The sequence below is a fragment of the Billgrantia sulfidoxydans genome (genome assembly GCF_017868775.1).
Taxonomy (GTDB): domain Bacteria; phylum Pseudomonadota; class Gammaproteobacteria; order Pseudomonadales; family Halomonadaceae; genus Halomonas; species Halomonas sulfidoxydans.
In genome coordinates, this window is record NZ_CP053381.1 from 867,329 (window position 1) to 892,120 (window position 24,792).

Sequence of the window (24,792 nt, forward strand, 5' to 3'; positions counted from 1 at the left end):
CACAGCACTGAACTTTCACTATAGACGAATTGGGAAAGAAACCATCGAAGCAAAATGAAACGAATGTTTGACAACTGTTGCCGTCGCGCCAGACTGCCCTGACGAATCGCATGAGGCAGCAGACATGACACGACGAGTCTTTCATGAGCGGGTGACGCTGGCGTTTCAGGATCATGTCGCCGAGGTTGCCCTGGCGCGGCCGCGCGAGCACAACGGTCTCGACTGGGCGATGATCGATGCGCTGCTGGCGGCGCAGCAGCACCTGTGCGAACTCCAGGGGCTGCGCGCCGTGGTACTCCGGGGGGAGGGGGAGAGTTTCTGCGCCGGGCTCGACATGGCCGCGATCCTGTCTCGCCCGGAGCGTCTGCCCGCGCTGCTGGCGCCCGACGAGCGTGGCATCGACCCGGTGCAGCGGCTGGCGCTGGGCTGGCGCGAGGCCGGCGTGCCGGTGATCGCCGCCCTGCACGGGCACGTCTATGGCGGCGGGTTGCAGATCGCCCTGGGCGCCGATGTGCGCGTGGTGCATCCCGAGGCCCGGCTGGCGCTGCTGGAGATCGTCTGGGGCATCATTCCCGACATGGCCATCAGCGTGACGGGCGAGAGCATTCGCAGCGACGTGCTGCGCGAGCTGGCCTGGACCGGGCGCAAGGTGGCCGGTCGCGAGGCCGTTGCGCTCGGCCTGGCCACGCGCCTGGCCGACGACCCGCAGGGCACCGCTCGCGAGGTCGCCACGGCGGTGGCGGCGCGCTCGCCCAAGGCCGTGGCCGCGGTGCATGAGCTCTTTGCCCGCTCGGCCGGCATGTCCTAGCGCGAGCGCCTGGCGCTGGAGGCCAGCCTGCAGCGCGGCCTGCTCGGCGGCGAGGAACAACGGGAAGCGGTAGCGGCGCGGATGGCCGGTCGCGAGCCGCGCTTCGGGGATTCGTAGTGACCTCGCCATCGCTGAGGCCCTACCAGCACGAGGCCGTGCGCCGCGTCGTGACGCACTTCCGCCACTCCGACGAGCCGGCCGTGGTGGTGCTGCCCACCGGCAGCGGCAAGTCGCTGGTCATCGCCGAGCTGGCGCGCCTCGCCCGCGGGCGGGTGCTGGTGCTGGCCCACGTGCGCGAGCTGGTGGAGCAGAACCACGCCAAGTACCTGGCCTACGGGCTCGAGGCGGATATCTTCAGCGCCGGGCTGGGGCGCAAGGAGAGCGCGCGCCAGGTGGTGTTTGGTTCGGTGCAGTCGGTGGTGCGCAACGTCGAGCGCTTCGACGACGGCCAATTCTCCCTATTGGTGATCGACGAGTGCCACCGGGTCTCGCCGGACAAGGACGCCAGCTACCGTCGCGTGATCGAGCGCCTGCGCCGGGCCAATCCCCGGCTCAAGGTGCTGGGGCTGACCGCCACGCCCTACCGCCTGGGGCAAGGTTTCATCTACTACCGCCACCATCACGGCATGGTGCGTGGCGACGAGGATGGCTTCTTTCGCGACTGCGTGTTCGAGCAGCCGTTGAGACTGATGGTCAAGCAGGGCTATCTGGCGCCGCCGCGGCGTATCGACGCAGCGGTCGAGCGCTACGACTTCTCGGCGCTGGCGCCGGCAGCGAACGGCCTGTTCCGTGAAGAGGAGCTCAACCGTGTGACGGCGGGCAATCGCGCCACGCCGGGCATCGTCGCCGAGATCGTCGCGCGCGCCGACGGCCGCCAGGGCGTGATGCTGTTTGCCGCCACGGTAGCCCACGCCGAGGAAATCCTCGGCTACCTGCCGTCGGCCGAGGCGGCGCTCGTTACCGGCACGACGCCGCCGCGCGAGCGCGAGCGACTCATCGCCGCCTTCAAGGCCCGCGAGCTCAAGTACCTGGTCAACGTGGCGGTGCTCACCACCGGCTTCGACGCGCCCCATGTCGACCTGATCGCCATCCTGCGGCCCACCGAGTCGGTGAGCCTCTACCAGCAGATCGTCGGCCGCGGCCTGCGCCTTGCGCCGGGCAAGGGCGACTGTCTGATCCTAGATTATGCCGGCAACCCCTGGGACCTCTACGCGCCTGAGGTGGGCAGCCCGCGGCCGGCCTCGGACACCGAGCCGGTGCAGGTCGAGTGTCCCGCCTGCGGGCATGCCAACCTGTTCTGGGGTCGCAAGGAGGGGGAGCTCGTCATCGAGCACTTCGGCCGCCGCTGTCAGGGCTTGGTCGAAGACGAATCGGGCAAGCGTCGGCAGTGCGACTTTCGCTTCCGCTTCAAGGTGTGCGGCGACTGCGGCGCCGAGAACGATATCGCCGCGCGGCGCTGTCACGGCTGCCAGACCCTGCTGGTGGATGCCGACGACAAGCTCAAGGAGGCGCTGCGCCTTCGGGATGCCCGCGTGCTGCGGGTGGCCGGCATGCAGCTCGAGGCCACCGTCAACGGCCGCGGGCTGCCGCGGCTCAAGGTCACCTATCACGACGAGGACGGCACCACGTTGTCCGAGTGGTTTGCGCTGGAGACCCCGGCCCAGCGTGGCGCCTTCGCTGTGGTGTTCCTGCGCGACCATCTGCGTGCGCCGGGAGCGCGCTGGCAGCCGCTGAGCGCCGAGGAGGTCATCGCCGAGCGCCGGCGCCTGCGCCATCCCGACTTCGTGGTGGGGCGCAAGGTGGGGCGCCACTGGCAGGTGCGTGAAAAGCTGTTCGACTACACCGGGCGCTACCGCAGGGCGGAAACCGCGGAGTAAAGGGGAGCGCCGCGTTGGCGGGAACGCTGTTTCTCGCACCGCCAACTTGCTAGACTGGCCCGTTGATTGAGCATTCCCCGAGAGGCCAGCCCCGCGTGAGCGAGACGCCCCCCACGGCAGTTGCCGAGCCGCCGGTCGCGAGCGACGCCGAGAGCCAGTCGGCGGTGCTGGCGCGGCTGTTCGACGAGCCGATCACCGAGCTGCCCGAGGATCTCTACATCCCGCCGGAAGCGCTGCGCATCTTCCTCGAGGCGTTCGAGGGGCCGCTTGACCTGCTGCTCTACCTGATCCGCCGCCAGAACCTCGACATCCTGGCCATCGACGTGGCCGCCATCACTCGCCAGTACATCGAGTACGTGGAGCTGATGAAGGCCATGGAGATCGAGCTCGCCGGCGAGTACCTGCTGATGGCGGCGATGCTGGCCGAGATCAAGTCGCGCACCCTGCTGCCGCGTCCGCCCCGGGAGGGCGGGGAGGAGGACGAGGACGACCCGCGCGCCGAGCTGATCCGCCGCCTGCAGGAGTACGAGCAGCTCAAGAGCGCCGCCGAGGCGCTGGCCGAGCTGCCGCGGGTGGGGCGCGACTGGTTCCCGGCACGGGCGGCGCTGCCGCCGCTGCAGGCGCGGGTGATCCACCCCGACGTGGCGCTCGACGAGCTGCTGGGGGCGCTGGCCGGCATCCTGCGCCGGGCCGAACTCAACCAGGCCCACCAGGTGGGGCGCGAGGTGCTGTCGACCCGCGAGCGCATGCTGGCGATCATGGAGCGGCTCAATCACGAGCACTACACGCCGTTCGAGGCGCTGTTCACCATCGAGGAGGGGCGCGCCGGGGTGATCGTCACCTTCATGGCCATCCTCGAGCTGGCCAAGGAGACGATGATCGAGATCGTGCAGAACGCGCCGCTGTCGCCGATCCATGTGCGCGCCCGGGCACCGCGGGAGGAGGGGGGAACGTTGGTCTTCGAGGAGGATGGCACCGACGTCGAGAGCCCCTTTGTTGAAGCCTCGGTGGGCGAAGAAGGCGAGAGCATGCCTCGGGGGGATGACGCCGAATGACCGCCATGGAGCTGCCCGACAGCCTCGACGAGATCCTCGAGGCGGCGCTGCTGGCAGCGGCCGAACCGCTGTCGCTGGAGCGCCTCGAGGGGCTGTTCGACGATCACGAGCGGCCCCGGCGACGCAGCCTGCGCGAGGCGCTGGAGCGCGTCGCGGCGCGCCACGACCGCGGCGCCATGGAGCTGATCGAGACCGCCTCGGGCTACCAGCTGCGCATTCGCCCGCGCCTGTCGCCCTGGGTCTCGCGGCTGTGGGACGAGCGCCCGCAGCGCTACTCGCGAGCGCTGCTGGAGACCCTGGCGCTCATCGCCTATCGCCAGCCGGTGACTCGCGGCGACATCGAGGAGGTGCGCGGGGTGGCGGTGAGCAGCTCGATCATGCGCACGCTGGCCGAACGCGGCTGGATTCGCGTGGTCGGACACCGTGACGTGCCGGGCCGCCCGGCGGTCTATGCCACCACCCGCCAGTTCCTCGATGACTTCGGCCTCAAGACCCTGGATGAGCTGCCGCCCATGCATGAGCTCAAGGGCATGGCGGAGCCGATCTTCGAGGACGAAGCCCCGCCGCCGCCCAGCACCCTGCTGGCCCAGGCCGACGAGGCGGCGAGCGGCGATGAGGAAGGCGTCGGCGATGATGGCGGTTACGACATCGAAGACGACGAGGAAGATGGCGAAGTAGGGGCTGGGCGTATCGTCACGGAGGATACGCTCGCCGAAGCGACGGCCGGGACGGCCGACGTAGCACACGCCGGGAAGGCGTCCGACAGGCCAGGGCTGAGCTTCGCCGATCTCGAAGCGCGCCTGGCCGAACGTGCCCGTACCAGCGTCGACGATGACGGCGGAGCGGGGGCGGAATCCACCGACGACGAGAAGTCAGACGACACATGACCAGCAACACCGAAAAACTGCAGAAGGTCCTGGCCCGGGCTGGGTTGGGCTCGCGCCGCGAGATGGAAGCGGCCATCGAGGCCGGCCGCGTCAAGGTCAACGGCAAGGTCGCCACGCTTGGCGACCGCATCGAGATGCGCGACCGGGTCGCCTTCGACGACCGCCCGGTGACCCTGCGCGGCGCCGAGGAAACCCCACGCCGGGTGATCATGTACAACAAGCCGGAAGGCGAGCTGTGCACGCGCAAGGATCCAGAAGGGCGGCGTACCGTGTTCGAGCGCTTGCCGCGCCTCAAGGGCGAGCGCTGGATCGCCATTGGCCGCCTGGACATCAACACCAGCGGCCTGCTGCTGTTCACCACCGACGGCGAGCTGGCCAACCGGCTGATGCATCCTTCCACCCAGATCGAGCGCGAGTACGCCGTACGGGTGATGGGCGAGGTGCGCAAGGAACATATCGTGGCCATGGTCGAGGGCGTCATGCTCGAGGATGGCCCAGCGCGCTTCACCGACGTGCAGGAGTTCGGCGGCGAGGGCATCAACACCTGGTTCCACGTGGTGATCATGGAAGGGCGCAACCGCGAGGTGCGCCGGCTGTGGGAATCCCAGGGACTCACGGTGAGCCGCCTGAAGCGGGTGCGCTACGGCAATATCTTCCTCGACAAGCGGGCCAAGGCCGGCGAGTGGGTGGAACTCTCCCAGGACGAGATCGACGACCTGGCGCAGTCCGCCGGCCTGGCGCCGCGCAAGGTGCCCGAGCTGACGCCGGACGAGAAGAACCGCTGGAGCCGCGACAAGCACAAGCGTCGCCCGGTGCAGGCGATGCGTAAGCCCAGGAATGCCAAGGGCAGATAGCGAACGCAGGCAGGACGAAAGTCAAAAAAGTCCTTGCCAGCCCAGGGTGCGATCAGTAATATCTGCACCCGTTCGGAAGGGTCGTTAGCTCAGTTGGTAGAGCAGTTGGCTTTTAACCAATTGGTCGTAGGTTCGAATCCTACACGACCCACCACTCCGGGCCTGGATGCTTGTCTGCAAGTGCTGGGTCGTTAGCTCAGTTGGTAGAGCAGTTGGCTTTTAACCAATTGGTCGTAGGTTCGAATCCTACACGACCCACCAGATCTCGCGCCCCCGCCTCGAAAGAGGCGGGGGCGCTCTGCTATGGGCCGGGGGTGTTCCAGGAGCGACGCCCTCGAGCCCCGCGTCGGCCGCGCGGCCGACGCGGAGGCCATGGGATGGCCACGACCACCGCGAAGTGGTGTAAGATACGGCTATGGGTTGAGGTGGCGAGAGACGCCGTTATCAGCCCCAGGCGTATCGTCCGTGCGGAGCGCGCGGTTGGCGATGCACCCCGGTACACGCAGGGGGAGCCCCTGCCGGTCACAGTGGTAGACACGATGACAATCATGACTTCCCGCCTCGAGGTGCGCGAGCACCTCGCCCGCGCTTACTGCCCGACCCGCATTCCGGCCGAGGACGAAGCGCGCATCGACGAGATCAAGCGCCTCCTCGAGCAGCACAATGCGGTGCTGGTGGCGCATTACTACACCGACGATGCCATTCAGCAGCTGGCCGAGGAGACCGGCGGCTGCGTGGCCGATTCGCTGGAAATGGCCCGCTTCGGGGCGCGTCACGACGCCGATACCCTGGTGGTGGCCGGCGTACGCTTCATGGGCGAGACGGCCAAGATCCTCTCGCCCGAGAAGCGCGTGTTGATGCCCACGCTGGAGGCGACCTGCTCGCTCGACATCGGTTGCCCGGCCGACGAGTTCAGTGCCTTCTGCGATCAGCATCCCGACCGCACCGTGGTGGTCTACGCCAACACCTCGGCGGCGGTGAAGGCGCGCGCCGACTGGGTGGTGACTTCCTCCATCGCGGTGGACGTCATCGAGCACCTGCAGGCCCGCGGCGAGAAGATCCTGTGGGCGCCGGACAAGCACCTGGGCGGCTACATCCAGCAGAAGACCGGCGCCGACATGCTGCTGTGGGACGGCGCCTGCATCGTCCACGAGGAGTTCAAGGCCAAGGGCATCGAGGACCTGAAAGGGCTCTATCCCGACGCCGCCGTGCTGGTGCACCCGGAATCGCCGGCCTCGGTGGTGGCGCTGGCCGATGTCGCCGGCTCGACCTCGCAGCTGATCAAGGCGGCCAGGGAGCTGCCGAACGACAAGCTGATCGTCGCCACCGACCGCGGCATCTTCTTCAAGATGCAGCAGATGGTGCCCGACAAGACCCTGTTCGAGGCGCCCACCGCCGGCAACGGCGCGACCTGCAAGAGCTGCGCTCACTGCCCGTGGATGGCGATGAACGCACTGGACAACCTGGCTGGCGCCTTGCGTGAGGGCAGCGGCGAGATCTTCGTCGACGCCGAGCTGCGCCTGAGGGCGCTCAAGCCGCTGGAGCGCATGCTCAACTTCAATTCCTGAGCTTCGGGCTTCGGGCTTCGGGCTTCGGGCTTCGGGCTTCGGGCTTCGGGCTTCGGGCTTCGGGCTTCGGGCTTCGGGCTTCGGGTAAAAAGCCCGTGACGTTGTCACGGGCTTTTTACCCTAAACTGCTCGCGGCTCGCGGCTCGCGGCTCGCGGCTCGCGGCTCGCGGCTCAGAACTTCTCCATCGTCTCGCGATAACCGACGAAATCCTCGCGGCGCTGCTCGATGCGCGCCAGGGCGTTGCCGTCGCCGCTCTGTTCCGCCACTCGGCGGGCCACGTCGAGCTGGCGGATGGCGCGATCGATCTCGCCGGTGAGCTGCATCTGCTCGGCCCGTGCCAGGTGGCCCCAGGCCTCGCGGCCGCTGCGACCGGCGGCTTCGGCGAGCAGGGTGAAGATCTGCGGGTCCTCGGGGCGTCGGCTGGCCAGCTCGTTCAGAATTCGATAGGCCGCGTCGGGGTCGCGCTGCAGCAGCGCTTCGCCCAGGATGCGGGTGGCCGGCACATGGCCCGGCATCAGGCGCAGGATGCGCCGGCTGCGCTCGATGGCCTCGTCGTAGCGGCCGGCCGTGAAGGCGACCTCGGCGGCGCTGACGGGCAGCAGGGCGAGATCGGGCAGCTCGCGTGCCAGGCCGTCGAGCTGATTCAGCGCGGTGTCGGTCTGGCCGTGGTGGGCGGCGATCAAGGCGTCGAGATAGCGTCTGGCCGCCGCTGGTGCATCATCCTGGGCCAGGCGCGTCGCCGCCTGCTGCGGGTCGCGCTGGTTCACCGCCAGCAGCGCCCGGGCGCGCACCAGGTGATAGATCGGGTCACCCTCGCGGGAACGCATGGGCTCGAGCTGCGAGGCGCGGGACTCGGCATCGCTGATACGCGATTCGGTCAGCGGATGGGTGAGCAGGAACTCCGGCGGGTTGCCGCCCTGCAGGCTCACCTGGCGCTGCATGGCGCGGAACATCCTGACCATGGCGTCGGGGTCGAAGCCCGCCTGGGCCATGGTCTGCAGGCCGAGGCGGTCGGCCTCCTGCTCGAAGCGCCGCGAATAGGCCAGTTGGTCCTGGACGAAGGCGGCCTGGGAGCCCATGGCGGCGGCGATGCCGGCGTCGCCGCCGCCGCTGGCGGCGATCAGCATGCCGGCCAGCATCGCCGCCATGGCGGGCAGTTGGGTCTGCTCGGCGCGTGCCTGGCCGCGTGAATAGTGGCGCTGGGCGAGGTGGCCCAGCTCGTGGGCCAGTACCGAAGCGACGGCATCCTCCTCGCTGGCGAAGGCGAACAGGCCGGCATTGACGCCAATGACGCCGCCCGGCACGGCAAAGGCATTGAGGGCGCGGTTGTCCACCAGCGTCACCACGGTATTGGCGTCGGTGAGCCCGCTGTGGGGGAGCAGGCGGGACACCAGCGATTCGACGTAGTCCTGCGCAATCGGGTCCTGCCAGGCGGTGACCCGAGCGCGGAACTGGCGCAGCCAGGCCCGGCCCAGGCGGAACTCCTCGCCGGTGATGGCCTGGCTGCTGCCGGTCAGGCTGGGCAGCCCATAGTCTTGCGTGGCGTTCACCGGCGCCGCTGAGCTCAGGCCCAGGGTCAGCGCGATGGCGCCGGTGGTCAGGCAGGTTCGGGTCTTGCGCAGCATGTGCCAGTCTCGTTCGAAGCGGCGGTCGGTTCTCTATCCGACATTGATTCGGCCCGCAAAGTGCCTTTAAATCTCAAGGGTTTTGCGCTTTGCTGCAAGGGTATGTGCCCGTGCTCGGGTGCGCTCGCTATTTTCCCGGGAGACGACATGGCTGTGCAACCAGATGATGTGCTCGATGCCTGCGGCCTGCCTTGCCCGCTGCCCCTGCTCAAGGCGAAGCAGGCGCTGGCGCGGCTCGCGCCCGGCCAGGTGCTCGAGATCCTGGCGACCGATGCCGGCTCCTGGCGCGACTTCGAGACCTTCGCCGAGCACAGCATCCACGAGCTGATTGCTCGCGAGGAGCGCGGCGAGGTCTACCACTACTGGCTGCGCAAGGGCGAGGAGCCAGCCACATGACCCTGCGTGAGGTCTTCAAGGGCTGGGTCGAGCACTATTTCTCCGACGAGGAAGCCGTCATCCTGCTGGTGCTGCTGGTGCTGGGCTTCGCCGCGGTGATCCTGTTCGGCCGCATGCTGGCGCCTTTCCTCACCGCCCTGGTGATTGCCTTTCTGCTGCAGGGCGGGGTCACGGCCCTGACCCGGCGCGGCGTGCCTCACCTGCTGGCCGTGATGGTGATCTTCCTCGCCTTCATTGGCGTGCTGCTGGCGCTGGCCTTCATCCTGATGCCGTTGATATGGAACCAGCTGGTGAGCCTGGTTCAGGAGACGCCACGCATCGTCGCCAGCGGCCAGCGCTGGCTGGACGACCTGCAGGCGCGCTACCCCAACTTCGTCACGCCGGACCAGGTGCAGGAGTGGATCGCCGTGGCCGGACGTGAACTGACCCAGTTCGGCCAGCGTGCGCTGACGCTCTCGCTGGCGTCGCTGGGCAACATGCTGGCGCTGATCATCTACCTGGTGCTGGTGCCGATCCTGGTCTTCTTCCTGCTCAAGGATCGCGAACAGCTGGTCGCGTTCACGCTGTCGTTGTTGCCCCAGCAGCGTTCCCTGATGACGCGCATCTGGCAGGAGATGGATGCCCAGATCGCCAACTACGTACGCGGCAAGTTCATCGAGATCATCATCGTCGGCACCGTCGCGTTCTTCACCTTCGCCTTCTTTGGCCTGCCCTATTCGGCGCTGCTGGCGGTGTTGGTGGGCTGTTCGGTGCTGGTGCCCTACATCGGGGCCGCCGTGGCGACCCTGCCGGTGGCCGCCGTGGCGGGCTTTCATTTCGGCATGAGCGATCAGTTCCTCTACGTGCTCGTCGCCTACGGCGTGATCCAGGCGCTGGACGGCAACGTGCTGGTGCCGATCCTGTTCTCCGAGGCGGTCAACCTGCATCCGGTGTCGATCATCCTGGCGGTACTGTTCTTCGGCGGGGTCTGGGGCTTCTGGGGGGTCTTCTTCGCCATCCCGCTGGCAACGCTGCTCAAGGCGTTGGTCTACGCCTGGCCAAGGGGCATCCGGCAGTACCATGACTCACGCCATCCCGCCGAGCTGGAACGGCAGGTCGAGGAGTGAGGGAATCGCCCGGCGGGTGTGCCGGGCAGTGCGTGGCTCCGTTGGGGCTCAGCGGCCGGCGTGCAGCGCCTGGGCGGCTTCGAGCACCTCCTGGGCGTGCCCCTTGACCTTGACGCCACGCCACTCTCGGGCAAGCTTGCCCTCGGCGTCGATCAGGAAGGTGCTGCGCTCGATGCCGAGATGCTCCTTGCCGTACAACTTCTTCAGCTTGATGACGTCGAACAGCCGGCAGACTTCTTCCTCCTTGTCGGAGATCAGCTCGAAGTTGAAGGCCTGCTTGGCCTTGAAGTTCTCCTGGGCACGCAGGCCGTCGCGGGAGACGCCGAGGATGACCGTGTTGGCCGCGTCGAAGGCGGCCTTGCGGTCGCGGAAATCGCCACCTTCGGTGGTGCAGCCGGGGGTGCTGGCCTTGGGGTAGAAGTAGACCACCACCTGGCGGCCCTTGAGGTCGGCGAGCGAGACAGTGGTATCGCCGGTGGCGGTGGCGCTGAAGTCGGGTACCGGTTGGCCGATGGCAAGGGTCATGCGAGGCTCCTTGGCTGGGTCGAAGGCGTATCATTACACGCAGGCCGGGGCGCGCTGTCAAAGCGGGCAGCAAGAGCGTGTCGGCCGTGCTGTACAGGCTTGTGCGGCCTGAGTACCATTTACCCTTTGCTCGCGGCCCTGTCGAGGTATGACGCCCGAGCGCGGCATGAGCGGATATGGCGTAGAGGACAAGAGGATGATCACTGGCAGTATCGTCGCCCTGGCGACGCCGATGAAGGCCAATGGCGATATCGACTGGGAGGCGTTGCGCCGCTTGGTGAACTTCCACCTGGAGAACGGCACCGACGGCATCGTGGCCGCCGGCACCACCGGCGAGCCGACCACCATGTCCTTCGCCGAGCACTTCGACGTGATTCGCGCGGTGGTGGAGGAGGTCGACGGGCGCATTCCGGTGATCGCCGGCACCGGGGCCAATGCCACCTCGGAGGCCGTGGAGCTGGCGCGCTACGCCAGCGAAGTGGGCGCCGACTACTGCCTGTCGGTATGCCCCTACTACAACAAGCCCACCCAGGAAGGGCTCTACCGCCACTTCAAGGCGGTAGCCGAGGGCAGCCGCCTGCCGGTGATCCTCTACAACGTGCCCGGCCGCACCTGCTCCGATCTCTACAACGAGACCGTGCTGCGCCTTGCCGAGGTCGACAACATCGTCGGGCTCAAGGATGCCACCGGCAACCTGGAGCGCGCCGAGGACCTCATCGCTCGGCTCGAGGGCAGCGGCTTCATGCTCTACTCCGGTGACGACGGCACCGCCTGCGAGTTCATGCTGATGGGCGGCAACGGCGACATCTCGGTCACCGCCAACGTGGCGCCCAAGGCCATGCACGAACTATGTGTCGCCGCGGTTGCCGGTGACGCCGACCGCGCGCACCAGATCAATACCCGGCTGATGCCGCTGCATACCAACCTGGGCATCGAATCCAACCCGATTCCGGTCAAGTGGGCGCTGCACCGCATGGGCATGATCGAGCAGGGAATTCGCCTGCCGCTCACCTGGCTGTCCAGCAAGTACCATGCGACGGTGGACGAGGCCCTGCAACTGGCCGGCGTAATCGACGATTGAGGCGGCGTGGAATGTTCCCGCCGCCCCGATACTCTGACTGCAAGGTGAATGCATGAACTCTGCGCTGAAATGGATGCCGCTGGTGGCTCTCGCCGCCCTGGCCACTGCTGGCTGCGCCCGCGAAGGCTTCTATGACGATCGCAACATCGATTACGTGAAGGCCCAGCGCAGCGCCCCCCTGGTGCTGCCGCAAGGGCGCAACGAGCAGCGCTATCGCGATGCCATGCCGGTGCCGGAGGCGCAGGGCCGCCTGCACACCGACGGCGAGCGTTTCCGCGCGCCGAGCCCGGAGCGCCTGCCGGCGAGCCGCGAAGTGGAGCGCGACTTCGTCGAGCGGCGCGAGGTCGGCAGCGACCGCTGGCTGGTGGTCGGCGCCGACCCGGGCATGGTGTGGCCGCAACTGCAGGATTTCGCCCGGGCTCGCGGCCTGCAGGTGCAGGCCAGCGACGATGCCCGCGGCGTGCTGGAGACCGCCCAGGGCAGGCTGAGCGTGCGCCAGGGACTGCGCGCCGGCGACAGTGAGGTGCGCTGCGACCAGAATGGGCGTCCGGTGGCGGCCTGTCTCGATGCGCTGGAGCAGCACTTCAGCGCGCGCAGCGAGAGCGCCAGCGCCGCCTCATTGGCGGGGCAGCAGATCTCCCGCGAGGACCGCCTGCGCTTCGAGCAGCTTGCCAGCGGTGAATGGGTCGTGCGCATTCCGCTCGACATCGACCGCGTCTGGGCCGAGCTGAACCATCAGCTCGAGGCCGACTTCAGCGTGGAGAACCGGCGCGAACTGCTCGAGCAGAACCCCGAGCAGCACGACTTCCTGGTCAGCTACATGACCGCCTCCGAGCGTGGCCGTGGCATGCTGCAGATCATCCTCAGCCCCGACGTGCGCCAGATGCCCCAGGAGATCCGCCTGGTGCTCGAGTCCGACGGCCCCGAGCGCACCACGCTGCGTGCCGTCAACGAGAGCGAGCGGCGCTTCACCGAAGGAGACGCCCGCGAGCTGCTCGAGCGGGTGTCGAGCCTGCTGCGCTGATGCCGCTGGGGCCGGCCATCCAGCCACTGCCGGACGCGGGCAAGCTTCGCTTCGCCTCGCTCGGCAGCGGCAGCAAGGGCAACGCCACCCTGGTCAGCGACGGCGAGACCACGGTGCTGGTCGATTGCGGCTTCGGCCTGCGCGAGACCGAGCGGCGGCTGGCGCGTCTCGGCCTGCACCCGCGCCAGCTCGACGCCGTGCTGGTCACCCACGAGCACGGCGATCACCTGAGCGGCGTGGGCCCCCTGGCGCGGCGCCACGCGGTGCCGGTCTATCTCACGCCGGGCACCTGGCTCTCCGGGCGCCTGGGCGAGGTCCCCCAACGCCATTGGATCACGCCGCAGTCGCGCTTCGCGGTGAAGAGCCTCACGATCGATCCATTCACGGTCCCCCACGACGCCCGCGAGCCGGTCCAGTTCCGCTTCGAATCCCGCGGCTGTCGGTTGGGGGTGCTGACCGACCTTGGCCACCCCACCGACCACGTCGTCGAGGCGTTTCACGGCTGCGATGCGCTGATCCTCGAGTGCAACCATGATCGCCACATGCTCGAGGTCGGGCCCTACCCGCCACGGCTAAAGCGCCGGGTGGGCGGCAACTGGGGGCACCTTGCCAACGTTCAGGCGGCAGCGCTGCTCCAGCGCCTGGGCCTCGACCGGCTGCAACGCATCGTCTGCTCCCATCTTTCGGAACACAACAACCGCCCCGAGCTCGCCCTCGAGGCATTGGCGCCGCTGCTCGACGGGGACGCCTCGCGCCTGACCATCGCCGCCCAGGACAGCGGGCTGCAGTGGCAGGCGATCGTCTGAATTGCCATCCTCAGGTCATGCCTTCACCCCTCTCTGGAGACTCCCATGGAAAAGCGCCAAGAACTCTACGCCGGCAAGGCCAAGTCGGTCTACGCCACCGATGACCCCGATCTGCTCGTCCTGCATTTTCGTGACGACACCAGCGCCTTCGACGGCGAGCGCATGGAGTCGCTGGCGCGCAAGGGCATGGTCAACAACTGCTTCAACGCCTTCATCATGGAAAAGCTGACGGCGGCGGGCATTCCCACCCACTTCGAGCGGCGCCTCTCGGACACCGAGAGCCTGGTCAAGAAGCTCGAGATGATTCCGGTGGAGTGCGTGGTGCGCAACATCGCCGCCGGGGGGCTGGTCAAGCGCCTGGGCGTGGAGGAAGGGCGCGAACTCTCGCCGCCCACCTTCGAGCTGTTCCTCAAGAACGACGCGCTGCACGACCCGATGATCAACGAGTCGCTGGCCGAGACCTTCGGCTGGGCCACGCCGGAACAGCTCGCCGAGATGAAGGCGCTGACCTTCCGCGTCAACGAGGTGCTCAAACAGTTGTTTGCAGACGGTGACCTGCTGCTGGTGGACTACAAGCTGGAGTTCGGCCTGTTCAAGGGGCGGATCGTGCTGGGCGATGAGTTCTCGCCGGACGGCTGCCGCCTGTGGGACGCCAAGACCCGCGACAAGATGGACAAGGACCGCTTCCGCCAAGGGCTCGGCGGTGTGATCGAGGCCTACGAGGAAGTAGGCCGGCGCATCGGGGTAGAGTTCGCCTGAACAGGCCGAGCGCTCCGGAATCGCTGCCCTCGACGCCCTCCTCGCGAGGGCGTCGCCGTGTTCAGGCCGGGACGATCTCCACCACCTCCAGCCGCGTGACCTGTGCCTCCTCGAGGACCCGAAAGCGCACGTCGACATCGCGCAGGCGTACGCCATAGAGTCTCTCTTCCGCCCCTTGGCGATAGGCCGGGCGCGGATCCTGGGCCAGCACCTGGCGGATCAGTTCGCGCAGCGAGGCGGCGTCGTCGCGTGCGGCCAGCGCCGCCTCGGCCTCGGCGCTGAAGCGCACCTCCAACTGCGGTGGCGCCTCGGGGGCGTAGCCGGCGCGTGCCTCGGGCCGCGCCTCGACCCAGGGCAGGTAGGGCTTGATGTCGAGCACCGGGGTGCCGCTGACCAGGTCGCAGCCGCCCAGCACCAGGCGCACCCCCCGGCGGGTGTCGATCTCGAGGAGTTCCACCAAGGACAGCCCCAGGCGGTTGGGGCGGTGCGTGCTGCGGCTGGCGAACACCCCGACCCTGGCGTTGCCGCCGAGTCGCGGAGGGCGCACCAGCGGCGTCCAGCGCTCGGGGCTGTGGTGGAAGACGAAGGTCAGCCACAGGTGGCCGAAGGCGTCGAGACCGCGCACCGTCAGGGGGTCGTCGTAGGGAGGAAGAAGTATCAGCTCAGCGTGGGCAGCCGAGGCCAGCCCGGGCTGGCGCGGCACGCCGAACTTGTCGGGAAAGTCGCTCTCGATGCGGCCGATCGGGTGCATCGGATAGCTGGCGGCGGGGAGCGATGGGCTGGTCATGGGGTGGGATTATGCCTGCCATTGGCCCCGGCGGCGAGCTTGTGTAACCTGCACGCCGAGTCAGATCACGCGAGGTATGGCAGGGAAGATGGAAACGATGACGACGAACGATGCGCCGACGATGAGGAGCGGTTCGCCGCGGATCCTCTACCGGCAGGCCAAGGCACGTGATGCTGCCGATCAGGCCGAGGTCTTCCATCACGCCGTGATGCAGGGCGCGGCCGCACACTACAGCGTGGCGGAGCGTGAGGCGTGGGCCGCGACGATGCCGCGTGAGGGCAGCGTATGGGCCGCGCGACAAGCCCTCTACACCACGCTGATGGCCACCTGCGACGGGCGCTGTGTCGGCTTCCTCGAGCTGGACCTTCCCAAGGGACATGTCCAGACCCTCTACGTCTGGCCGTCGCTGGCGCGACGCGGCATCGGCTCGACCCTGCTGGTACATGCCGAGCGCATGCTGCTCGAGCATGGCCATGGCCACGTCACCCTCGATGCCAGCCGCATGCTGGCCGAGAGCCTGCTGCGCCGCGGCTGGCAGGATCTCGGCGTCGAGTGGGTCACGCGGGGCGGAGTGCAGCTCGAGCGAAGGCGCCTGGAGAAGCGCCTCACGGCGATCGAGACCTAGAAAAACGGATCAGGCGTGGCGTAGCTCGGTGATGCGCATCGACAGGTCGATTGCCTTGACGTCCTTGGTCAGGGCGCCGCTGGAGATGCAGTCGACGCCGGTCTCGGCAATCTGGCGCAGGGTGGTCTCGTCGACGTTGCCGGAGGCTTCCAGCGTGGCCCGGCCGGCGCTGCGTTTCACCGCCTCGCGCATGTCGTCGAGGCTGAAGTTGTCGAGCATGACGATGTCGGCGCCCGCCGCCAGCGCTTGGGCGAGTTCCTCGAAGCTCTCCACCTCCACCTCCACCAACAGGTCGCGGGCGATGCTGCGCGCCTCTTTCACGGCGGCGGCGATGCTGCCGCAGGCGGCGATGTGGTTCTCCTTGATCAGGAAGGCATCAAAGAGGCCGATGCGGTGGTTGTGGCCGCCGCCGCAGGTGACCGCGTACTTCTGCGCCAGGCGCAGGCCGGGCAGGGTCTTGCGGGTGTCGAGCAGGCGTACCCCGGTACCCTCGAGCAGGTCGACGTAGTGCCGCGTGCGGGTGGCGGTGGCGGAGAGCGTCTGCAGCAGGTTGAGGGCGGCGCGCTCCCCCGTGAGCAGGACCCTGGCGGGCCCCTCGAGTTCGAGGAAGCACTGGTCGGCTTCCAGGCGGTCGCCGTCGGCGGCGCCCCAGCGCAGACGCACGCTGGGGTCGAGGCGTCGATAGATCTCCTCGACCCAGGCCACGCCGCACAGGACCGCCGGCTCGCGTGTGATGACCCGGGCCGTGGCCCACTGCGTTTCCGGAATCAGCTGCGCGGTGATGTCACCCGGACCGACATCCTCGGACAGCAGGTGGGCGGCGGCTTCGCGGATCGCTTCGACAAGGGCGTCCTGATAATGCATGGCGTGCCTTTTCATGTTCATGGGGCGTCGGGACCGTCATTATAGGGAATCCAGCTCCAGGACGTCAGGGGAACGAGATGAGAATCGAGGAAGGCTGGCTAGAGGGGGTCCGGCGCGTGCCGTCGCCCAACCAGGATGCGCGCCCGGAGGGCGAGGTCTCGGCGGTGGTGCTGCACTCGATCAGCCTGCCGCCCGGCCAATTCGGCGGCGAGCACATCGAGCGACTGTTCACCAACACCCTGGATGCCTCGGCGCATCCCTTCTTCTCCGGCATCGCCCAGCTGCGGGTCTCGGCCCATCTGCTGATCCGGCGCGACGGCGAATGCGTGCAGTTCGTGTCGTTCGACCGACGTGCCTGGCATGCCGGTCGTTCCTGTTGGATCGATGGGGGGCGGGCACGGCGGGCGCTGAACGACTTCACTGTCGGCATCGAACTGGAGGGTGACGAGATCCATGCCTATCGCGACGCCCAGTACCGCGCCCTGGCCGCGGTCACGAAGACTCTCAACGTCAACTATCCTGACATGAACTTCGCGCGTATCACCAGCCATGCGCGCGTGGCGCCGTTGCGCAAGAGCGATCCCGGCCCGGCCTTCGACTGGGCTTATTTCCGCCAGTGTCTCAAGGCGTTAAAAAACGGCGAATGAGACGTGTGCCAGGGTAAGGGTGCAATCATACGGTAGTTTTATTACATTTCGTCCCGGCCCGGCCGTAGGCGTAAATGGTTGTCGTAACATCTTGTGTTGCAATGCAATGCTCAACTTATGGAAAAAAATTCCATTTCTCTGAGATTGGCAGGAAGGCCACTTTACGGTATGTTCTACGCCATTCGTTGTATGCGCTTCTGTAAAATGACTACAACAGCCGCGTCGCGGCCTGACATTCCCCTGATCGTCAGTAGCATCGACCTGCCCTTCGTCCGCGCACGGGGGGCAACCTGACATCACATTGTCACTCGGAGAGACGTCTATGAGTCTGGAGGCAAGAGAAGATTTCGATCCGGTCGAAACCACGGAATGGCTGGATTCCCTGGAATCGGTCCTGGATCGTGAGGGCGAGGAACGCGCCCGGTACCTGCTGACGCGCCTGGCCGACCGGCTGCGCCGCGACGGCATGCAGGCACCCTTCTCGGTGACGACGCCGCATCGCAACACCATCCCGGTGCATCGTGAAGCCCCGATGCCGGGCGACCTGTTCATGGAGCGGCGTATCCGCTCACTGATTCGCTATAACGCCATCGCCCAGGTCATCCGCAACAACCGCGCCAACCCGGGGCTCGGCGGCCACATCGCCAGCTTCATGTCCGCCGCCACGCTCTACGACGTCGGCTTCAATCACTTCTTCCGAGCGCCCAACGGCGACTTCGAGGGCGACCTGGTCTACATCCAGGGCCACGTGGCGCCGGGCGTGTACGCGCGCGCCTACCTGGAAGGACGCCTCACCGAGGCGCAGATGGACAAGTATCGCCAGGAAGTCGACGGTGACGGCCTCTCCTCCTATCCGCATCCCTGGCTGATGCCGGACTTCTGGCAGTTCCCCACTGTCTCCATGGGCCTCGGGCCGATCCAGGCGATCTACCAGGCCCACGTGATGAAGTACCTCGATTCGCGCGAGCTCAGGAGCATGCACGATCGCAAGATCTGGTGCTTCATGGGCGACGGCGAGTGCGACGAGCCGGAATCGCTGGGCGCCATTCACCTGGCCAGCCGCGAGAAGCTCGACAACCTGATCTTCGTCATCAACTGCAACCTGCAGCGCCTGGACGGCCCGGTGCGCGGCAACGGCCGCATCATCGACGAACTCGAAGGGGTCTTCCGCGGTGCCGGCTGGAACGTGCTCAAGGTGGTCTGGGGCCGGCTGTGGGACCCGCTGTTCGAGAAGGACAAGAAGGGCATCCTGCAGAAGCGCATGGACGAGGCGGTCGACGGCGAGTACCAGAACTACAAGGCCATCGACGGCGGCTACACCCGCGAGCACTTCTTCGGCAAGTACCCGGAAACCGCCGAGATGGTCAAGGACATGTCCGACGAGGACATCTGGCGCCTGAACCGCGGCGGCCACGATCCGTTCAAGGTCTACGCCGCCTATCACGAGGCAGTGAACAACGCCAACGGCCGCCCCACCGTGATCCTGGCGCACACCGTCAAGGGCTACGGCATGGGCAGCGGCGAGGGCGAGGCTTCGATGGAAGCCCATCAGGTCAAGACCATGGAGTACGAGGCGCTGCGCAAGTTCCGCGACCGCTTCGGTATCCCGCTGACCGACGAGCAGCTCAAGGAGGTGCCGTACTATAAGCCGGACGACGACTCGCCCGAGCTCAAGTACATGCACCTGCAGCGCGAGCGCCTGGGCGGCTACCTGCCGCAGCGCCGCAGCGACTTCGAGGCGCTGACGATCCCCAGCCTCGAGGACAAGACCTTCGCCACCCAGCTGGCCGGTTCCAAGGGGCGCGAGATCTCCACTACCATGGCCTTCGTGCGTATCCTCAACGGCCTGGTGAAGGACAAGAAGATCGGCCAGCAGGTGGTGCCGATCGTGCCCGACGAGGCGCGCACCTTCGGCATGGAGGGCATGTTCCGCCAGCTCGGCATCTACACCTCCGAAGGCCAGAAGTACGAGCCCGTCGACAAGGGCCAGATCATGTTCTACCGCGAGGACAAGAAGGGCCAGATCCTCGAGGAGGGCATCACCGAGGCCGGCGCGATGTCGGCGTGGATCGCCGCGGCCACCTCGTACAGCAACCACAACCTGCCGCTGCTGCCGTTCTACATCTACTACTCGATGTTCGGCTTCCAGCGCATCGGCGACCTGGCCTGGGCCGCCGGCGACCTGCAGGCGCGGGGCTTCCTGGTCGGCGGCACCGCCGGGCGCACCACGCTCAACGGCGAGGGCCTGCAGCACCAGGACGGCCACAGCCACCTGCAGGCGGCGACCATCCCCAACTGCCGCAGCTACGACCCGACCTACGCCCACGAGGTCGCGGTGATCGTCCAGGATGGCCTGAAGCGCATGTTCGCCGACAAGGAGAACTGCTTCTACTACCTGACGGTGATGAACGAGAACTACGAGCACCCCGAGCTCGAGAACGTGCCGGCCGATGACATCATCAAGGGCATGTACCTGCTGCGCGAGCACCGAGGCGACAAGGGCCACGTGCAACTGCTCGGCTCCGGCACCATCCTGCGCGAGGTGGAAGCCGCCGCCAAGATGCTCGCCGAGGAGTGGGGCGTGGGCGCCGACGTGTGGAGCGTAACCAGCTTCAACGAGCTGCGCCGCGAGGCCCTGCTGCTCGAACGCGAGGCGTTCGTCAACGCCGCCGACGAGCCGGTCAAGCCCCACGTCACCCGCTGCCTGGAAGGGCGCGAGGGGCCGGTCATCGCCTCCACCGACTACATGCGGCTGTTCGCCGATCAGGTCCGCGCCTGGGTGCCGACCGACTACCATGTACTGGGAACCGACGGCTACGGCCGCTCCGACACCCGCGAGAAGCTGCGCCACTTCTTCGAGGTCGATCGCTACTTCGTGACCGTGGCGGCGCTCAAGGCCCTGGCCGATCGCGGCGAGCTGGATCGCAAGGTCGTCGCCGAGGCGATCAAGAAGTACGGCATCGACCCCAACAAGCCCAATCCGCTGACGAGCTGATCCGGTGGCCAGGCGGGCCCGGGCCCGCCTGTTCCAGGCACGATTTGGAAGGAGCGCGACCTTGAGTAGCGAAATCATCAAAGTTCCCGACATCGGCGGCAGCGAAGATGTCGAAATCATCGAAATCGCCGTATCCGAAGGCGACGTCATCGAGCCCGAGGACACCCTGATCACGCTGGAGTCGGACAAGGCCAGCATGGACGTGCCGTCGCCCAAGGGCGGCAAGGTCGTTCGTGTGCTGGTGAAGGAGGGCGACACCGTCTCCGAGGGCGACGACATCGTCGAGCTCGAGGTGGAAGGTGGCGGCAGCGATGGCGGCGGCGAGAAGGCCGAGGCCAAGCGAGAAGAGGCGCCCAAGGAATCCCCGGCCGCCGAAGAGAAGCCGGCGGCGAAGAAATCCTCCGGCGGCGGCAAGCGTACCGTCGAGATCAAGGTGCCGGATCTGGGCGGTTCCGAGAACGTCGAGGTCATCGAAGTGGCGGTCGCCGAGGGCGATGAGGTGAGCGAGGAGGACCCGCTCATCACCCTGGAGTCGGACAAGGCCTCCATGGACGTGCCCAGCCCCCATAGCGGTAAGCTGGTGTCCCTCACCGTCAAGGAGGGCGATACCGTTTCCGAGGGCGACGTGATCGGCACCATGGAGATCGCCGGCGAAGGCGGCGAAGAGGCCGAGCCGGAAGCCGTCGAGACCACCGCGGAGCCCGCCGAGCAGGCCGAGGCCCCCGCCGAGGAGGAGGCGACGAGCGGCGAGCCCGAGCGCAAGGAGATCCGCGTGCCCGATCTCTCCGGTTCCAGCGACGTGCCGGTCATCGAGATCGCCGTCAGCGCCGGCGACGAGGTGAACGAGGAGGACCCGCTGATCACCCTGGAGTCCGACAAGGCCTCCATGGACGTGCCGAGCCCCTACAAGGGCAAGCTGATCGAACTCACCGTCAAGGAGGGCGACACCGTCTCCGAGGGCGACCTGATCGGCTATATCGAGGTGGTTGGGGCCAAGCCGCGGGCGGCCACGCCCAAGGCCAGCAAGGCGCCGAGCGAGCCCAGCGAAAAGCCGGCTTCGCCCACCCAGGCCAAGCCGACCCCGGCCGGTACGCCGAGCCCCGAGGCGCAGATGGCGGCCCACAAACCGCGCGACGGCAAGCTGGTCCACGCCGGCCCCGCGGTGCGCATGCTGGCCCGCGAACTCGGCGTCGACCTGGGGCTGGTCAAGCCGAGCGGGCCCAAGGAGCGAGTGCTCAAGGAGGACGTCCACGCCTACGTCAAGCAGGTGATGGCAGGCCAGGCCAAGGCGCCTGCTGCCGCGCCGGCGGCGAGTGGCGGCGCGGGCATCCCGCCGGTACCGGACCAGGACTTCAGCCAGTTCGGTGAAATCGAAGAGAAGCCGATGGGGCGTCTGCTCAAGATGGGCGCCACCAACCTTCACCGCAGCTGGCTCAACGTGCCTCACGTGACCCAGTTCGACGAGGCCGACATCACCGAGCTGGAAGCCTTCCGCAAGTCGATGAAGGCCGAGGCCGAGGCCCAGGGCGCCAAGCTCACCCCGCTGCCGTTCCTGATCAAGGCGTGTGCCTTCGCCCTGCGCAAGTTCCCCCAGTTCAACGTCAGCCTGAAGAGCGACGGCGAGACCCTGGTGTGGAAGAAGTACGTCCACATCGGCGTTGCCGTGGATACCCCGGACGGCCTGATGGTGCCGGTGATTCGCGACGCCGACAAGAAGTCGCTGATCGACCTGGCCAAGGAGAGCGTCGAGCTGGCCGGCAAGGCGCAGTCTAAGAAGCTCAAGCGCGAGGAGATGACCGGCGGCTGCTTCACCATCTCGAGCCTGGGCTCCATCGGCGGTACCGCCTTCACGCCGATCGTCAACGCCCCGGAGGTGGCCATCCTCGGCGTCTCCAAGGCGCAGATGAAGCCGGTGTGGAACGGTGCCGACTTCGAACCGCGGCTGATGATGCCGCTGTCGCTCTCCTACGACCACCGGGCGGTGAACGGGGCCGATGCCGCGCGCTTCACCGCCTTCCTGGCGGCGGCGCTGAGTGACATCCGGCGACTGCTGATGTAATCATTGCCGAAAGCGGTACCGACGGCGCCCTGCGGGGCGCCGTCGGTCTTTGGAGCCTCCACTTTCGGGAGGGGAGACCAAAGTGCAACCCGGCCATAATTGGCTGAAAATGCAGTGGCTTTGGCCAGGCGCGAGAGGCCTGGGCCGCGGCGTAGAGTTGTCTGGCGACGCCGCCGCGGTTATCGTTCATGACATTCCCTTTACCCACAAGAATTTCCACTCTCTCAAGGAGCAGCTAGATGCGTTTGATCCTGTTGGGCGCGCCGGGTGCCGGCAAAGGTACCCAGGCCCAGTTCATCTGCGAGCGCTACAAGATCCCGCAGATTTCCACCGGCGACATGCTGCGTGCGGCGGTCAAGGAGGGCAGCGAGCTGGGGCTGAAGGTCAAGGAGATCATGACCAGCGGGGGCCTGGTGTCCGACGATCTCATCATCTCGCTGGTCAAGGAGCGCATCGCCCAGCCCGATTGCGAGAACGGCTTCCTGTTCGACGGCTTTCCGCGCACCATTCCCCAGGCGGATGCCATGAAGCAGGCGGGAGTCAAGATCGATCACGTCCTCGAGATCGCCGTGGAGGACGAGGAGATCGTCAAGCGCCTGGCCGGTCGCCGGGTACACCCGGGCTCGGGCCGGGTCTACCACGTCGAGTACAACCCACCCAAGGAAGAGGGCAAGGACGACGTCACCGGCGAGCCGCTGATCCAGCGTGATGACGACCGCGAATCCACCGTGCGCAACCGCCTGGCGGTCTACCACGAGCAGACCGCGCCGCTGGTCGACTACTACCAGCAGTGGGCACAGGAGGAGCCTGACGCTGCGCCTGCCTATCACCGCGTGGAGGGCGTCGGCAGCGTCGACGAGATTACGCGCAAGGTGACCGAGGCGCTGGACGGATAACGTCTGGCTACAGGTCGTTTCTGAATGGCCCGCCTCGGCGGGCCATCGTCGTCATGGGCCATCGTCCCGCGTCACGCGGCGGCGTATAATGATCCGCCCATGCCCTGACCCGACGCTTCCCTATGCCGAACCTGCTGGCTCTCGATGCCTCCTCCAGCGCCTGCTCCGCCGCCCTGCTGATCCAGCGTGGTGGCGGCGAACCGAGGCTGGTGTCCCGTTTTGCCCTGACCCCCCGCGAACATACCCGCCGGCTGCTACCGATGGTCGACGAGGTGCTGGCCGAGGCGGGCCTGACCGTCGCCGAGCTGGACGCCGTGTCCTATGGGCGTGGCCCCGGCTCCTTCACCGGGCTGCGCATCGCCGCCGGCACGGCCCAGGGGCTGGCCTACGGCCTGGACCTGCCGCTGCTCGGCGTGTCGACCCTCGAGGCGCTGGCCCTCGCGGCTCATCGTCGTCACGGTGTCGCGAATGTGGTCACCGCCATGGATGCGCGCATGGGCGAGATCTACGTCGCCGCCTGGCGCTGTCGTGACGGTGCGACCGAGCCACTGCTCGCGGAGGCCGTGATGCCGCCCGAGCAGCTTCAGCTGCCCCCGGCCGACGGCCGCGAGGGCTGGTACGCCATCGGCTCGGGTTGGTCGCTGTGGGAGGCGATGCCGGCCGAGGTGCAGGCAGCCATCAGCCGGCGCGACGCCGAAGCCGAGCCGGCGGCCGAGGAAATGGTACTGCTGGCCGCCCGAGACTATGCCCAGGGGGCTCGTCCTGCCGCCCATGAGACCCAGCCGATCTACCTGCGCGACCAGGTGGCGTGGCAGAAGGGCAAATGAACCGTCGCGACCGGCCGCGAGACACTGAGTCAGAAAGTGGCGAGCTGACGTTGCGCCGCGAAGGGGATGCCCTGGTGCTGGCCGGCGACCCGGCCCGCTACGGCAAGCCGCTCAGGGTCGATTTTGCCGAAGGCCGTGCCGCCCATCGGCGCCGCTTCGGCGGTGGACGGGGGCAGCTCATCGCCCGTGCTTGCGGTCTGGCGGCCGGCGTGACCCCTAGCGTAATCGATGCCACCGCCGGCCTGGGGCGCGACGCCTTCGTGCTGGCGAGCCTCGGCGCCGAGGTGCTGCTGATCGAGCGCGTGGCGGCGATCCATGCCCTGCTGGAGGATGGCCTGGCGCGCGCCGCCGCCGACCCCGAGGCGGCGGCGATCGTCGCCCGCATGCACCTGGTGCATGGCGACGCCGTTCGCGACCTCGCCGCGCTGGTCGCCGCCGGCCCGGTGGCGCCCCAGGTGATTCACCTCGACCCCATGTTCCCCCACCGCGAGAAGTCGGCGCTGGTGAAGAAGGAGATGCGTCTGTTCCGCGAGCTCGCCGGCGACGATGCCGACGCGCCGCGGCTGCTCGAGGTGGCGCTGGACGTGGCCAGCCACCGCGTGGTGGTCAAGCGGCCACGCAAGGCACCGCCCATTGAGGGCCCGGCGCCGCAGCACGCCATCGAAGGCAAGACCAGCCGCTACGACCTCTATGTCCATCGCTCCTTGAAGGCTTGATACG

At 67.5% G+C, this 24,792-nt stretch carries 23 protein-coding genes and 2 tRNA genes; 21 read left to right on the forward strand and 4 right to left on the reverse strand.

What is annotated here, in order from left to right; genetic code table 11:
* The first annotated feature begins 124 nt into the window (after positions 1-124).
* The 8 genes from HNO51_RS04160 (at position 125) to nadA (ending at position 7,049) form a co-directional block, all read left to right on the forward strand.
* Positions 125-808 (forward strand): enoyl-CoA hydratase-related protein, encoded by a 684-nt coding sequence (locus HNO51_RS04160; protein ID WP_242597201.1) that lies wholly within the window; start codon positions 125-127, stop codon positions 806-808.
* A gap of 116 nt (positions 809-924) precedes the next feature.
* Positions 925-2,685: a DNA repair helicase RadD gene (radD, locus tag HNO51_RS04165; RefSeq protein ID WP_209538565.1), complete on the forward strand. Its 1,761-nt coding sequence runs from the start codon at positions 925-927 to the stop codon at positions 2,683-2,685.
* Positions 2,686-2,780: 95 nt separating this feature from the next.
* A complete protein-coding gene (locus HNO51_RS04170; protein ID WP_209538566.1) occupies positions 2,781-3,740 on the forward strand; it encodes a segregation and condensation protein A in 960 nt (319 codons plus the stop codon).
* Positions 3,737-4,627 carry an SMC-Scp complex subunit ScpB gene (gene scpB, locus HNO51_RS04175; RefSeq protein WP_209538567.1) on the forward strand — a complete coding sequence of 297 codons (891 nt, stop codon included), beginning with the start codon at positions 3,737-3,739 and terminating at the stop codon, positions 4,625-4,627. The genes HNO51_RS04170 and scpB overlap by 4 nt, the downstream gene beginning before the upstream one ends.
* Entirely contained in the window at positions 4,624-5,481 is an 858-nt protein-coding gene (gene rluB, locus HNO51_RS04180; protein WP_209538568.1) for a 23S rRNA pseudouridine(2605) synthase RluB, read from the forward strand. Before scpB ends, rluB begins: the two co-directional genes overlap by 4 nt.
* 78 nt (positions 5,482-5,559) lie before the next feature.
* Positions 5,560-5,635: transfer RNA gene (locus HNO51_RS04185), tRNA-Lys, on the forward strand.
* A 31-nt stretch (positions 5,636-5,666) separates the two neighbouring features.
* Positions 5,667-5,742: transfer RNA gene (locus HNO51_RS04190), tRNA-Lys, on the forward strand.
* A 287-nt stretch (positions 5,743-6,029) separates the two neighbouring features.
* Positions 6,030-7,049, forward strand: coding sequence for a quinolinate synthase NadA (nadA, locus tag HNO51_RS04195; protein WP_209538569.1), 1,020 nt, complete (start codon positions 6,030-6,032; stop codon positions 7,047-7,049).
* 171 nt (positions 7,050-7,220) lie between these two features.
* Here the strand turns inward: nadA and HNO51_RS04200 are convergent, their stop codons facing one another.
* Positions 7,221-8,675 carry a M48 family metalloprotease gene (locus tag HNO51_RS04200; RefSeq protein ID WP_209538570.1) on the reverse strand — a complete coding sequence of 485 codons (1,455 nt, stop codon included), beginning with the start codon at positions 8,673-8,675 and terminating at the stop codon, positions 7,221-7,223.
* Positions 8,676-8,822: 147 nt separating this feature from the next.
* Between HNO51_RS04200 and HNO51_RS04205 the strand changes: the two genes are divergently transcribed.
* Entirely contained in the window at positions 8,823-9,071 is a 249-nt protein-coding gene (locus tag HNO51_RS04205; RefSeq protein ID WP_197449776.1) for a sulfurtransferase TusA family protein, read from the forward strand.
* Positions 9,068-10,177 carry an AI-2E family transporter gene (locus HNO51_RS04210; RefSeq protein WP_197449777.1) on the forward strand — a complete coding sequence of 370 codons (1,110 nt, stop codon included), beginning with the start codon at positions 9,068-9,070 and terminating at the stop codon, positions 10,175-10,177. Before HNO51_RS04205 ends, HNO51_RS04210 begins: the two co-directional genes overlap by 4 nt.
* A gap of 48 nt (positions 10,178-10,225) precedes the next feature.
* On the opposite strand, the gene HNO51_RS04215 is transcribed toward HNO51_RS04210, so the two are convergent.
* Entirely contained in the window at positions 10,226-10,702 is a 477-nt protein-coding gene (locus HNO51_RS04215) for a peroxiredoxin (RefSeq protein WP_197449778.1), read from the reverse strand.
* 196 nt (positions 10,703-10,898) lie between these two features.
* Between HNO51_RS04215 and dapA the strand changes: the two genes are divergently transcribed.
* The 4 genes from dapA to purC are packed head-to-tail and all read left to right on the forward strand — an operon-like array spanning position 10,899 to position 14,372.
* Positions 10,899-11,783, forward strand: coding sequence for a 4-hydroxy-tetrahydrodipicolinate synthase (dapA, locus tag HNO51_RS04220; protein ID WP_197449779.1), 885 nt, complete (start codon positions 10,899-10,901; stop codon positions 11,781-11,783).
* 52 nt (positions 11,784-11,835) lie between these two features.
* Positions 11,836-12,807, forward strand: a complete 972-nt coding sequence (locus tag HNO51_RS04225; RefSeq protein ID WP_234283593.1) for a lipoprotein, NlpB — start codon at positions 11,836-11,838, stop codon at positions 12,805-12,807.
* A complete protein-coding gene (locus tag HNO51_RS04230) occupies positions 12,807-13,613 on the forward strand; it encodes an MBL fold metallo-hydrolase (RefSeq protein WP_209538571.1) in 807 nt (268 codons plus the stop codon). The genes HNO51_RS04225 and HNO51_RS04230 overlap by 1 nt, the downstream gene beginning before the upstream one ends.
* A 45-nt stretch (positions 13,614-13,658) precedes the next feature.
* The gene (gene purC, locus HNO51_RS04235; RefSeq protein WP_209538572.1) at positions 13,659-14,372 is read left to right on the forward strand and encodes a phosphoribosylaminoimidazolesuccinocarboxamide synthase; all 714 of its coding nucleotides are present in this window, start codon (positions 13,659-13,661) and stop codon (positions 14,370-14,372) included.
* A 61-nt stretch (positions 14,373-14,433) separates the two neighbouring features.
* Here purC and tsaA read toward each other — a convergent pair whose 3' ends face one another.
* Positions 14,434-15,159: a tRNA (N6-threonylcarbamoyladenosine(37)-N6)-methyltransferase TrmO gene (gene tsaA, locus HNO51_RS04240; protein ID WP_234283591.1), complete on the reverse strand. Its 726-nt coding sequence runs from the start codon at positions 15,157-15,159 to the stop codon at positions 14,434-14,436.
* Positions 15,160-15,247: 88 nt separating this feature from the next.
* Here tsaA and HNO51_RS04245 point away from each other — a divergent pair, with 88 nt between their 5' ends.
* A complete protein-coding gene (locus HNO51_RS04245; protein WP_197449782.1) occupies positions 15,248-15,784 on the forward strand; it encodes a GNAT family N-acetyltransferase in 537 nt (178 codons plus the stop codon).
* A gap of 9 nt (positions 15,785-15,793) precedes the next feature.
* Here HNO51_RS04245 and nadC read toward each other — a convergent pair whose 3' ends face one another.
* A complete protein-coding gene (gene nadC / locus HNO51_RS04250; RefSeq protein ID WP_209538573.1) occupies positions 15,794-16,648 on the reverse strand; it encodes a carboxylating nicotinate-nucleotide diphosphorylase in 855 nt (284 codons plus the stop codon).
* 77 nt (positions 16,649-16,725) lie between these two features.
* Between nadC and ampD the strand changes: the two genes are divergently transcribed.
* The 6 genes from ampD (at position 16,726) to HNO51_RS04280 (ending at position 24,788) form a co-directional block, all read left to right on the forward strand.
* Positions 16,726-17,295, forward strand: coding sequence for a 1,6-anhydro-N-acetylmuramyl-L-alanine amidase AmpD (gene ampD / locus HNO51_RS04255; RefSeq protein WP_197449783.1), 570 nt, complete (start codon positions 16,726-16,728; stop codon positions 17,293-17,295).
* Between the two features lie 322 nt (positions 17,296-17,617).
* Entirely contained in the window at positions 17,618-20,290 is a 2,673-nt protein-coding gene (aceE, locus tag HNO51_RS04260) for a pyruvate dehydrogenase (acetyl-transferring), homodimeric type (protein WP_197449784.1), read from the forward strand.
* Between the two features lie 61 nt (positions 20,291-20,351).
* Positions 20,352-22,349 carry a pyruvate dehydrogenase complex dihydrolipoyllysine-residue acetyltransferase gene (gene aceF, locus HNO51_RS04265; RefSeq protein ID WP_209538574.1) on the forward strand — a complete coding sequence of 666 codons (1,998 nt, stop codon included), beginning with the start codon at positions 20,352-20,354 and terminating at the stop codon, positions 22,347-22,349.
* 239 nt (positions 22,350-22,588) lie between these two features.
* Positions 22,589-23,245, forward strand: a complete 657-nt coding sequence (gene adk / locus HNO51_RS04270) for an adenylate kinase (RefSeq protein ID WP_197449786.1) — start codon at positions 22,589-22,591, stop codon at positions 23,243-23,245.
* Between the two features lie 122 nt (positions 23,246-23,367).
* Positions 23,368-24,072, forward strand: a complete 705-nt coding sequence (tsaB, locus tag HNO51_RS04275) for a tRNA (adenosine(37)-N6)-threonylcarbamoyltransferase complex dimerization subunit type 1 TsaB (protein WP_197449787.1) — start codon at positions 23,368-23,370, stop codon at positions 24,070-24,072.
* Positions 24,069-24,788 carry a class I SAM-dependent methyltransferase gene (locus tag HNO51_RS04280; protein ID WP_209538575.1) on the forward strand — a complete coding sequence of 240 codons (720 nt, stop codon included), beginning with the start codon at positions 24,069-24,071 and terminating at the stop codon, positions 24,786-24,788. Before tsaB ends, HNO51_RS04280 begins: the two co-directional genes overlap by 4 nt.
* The last annotated feature ends 4 nt before the right edge of the window (positions 24,789-24,792 follow it).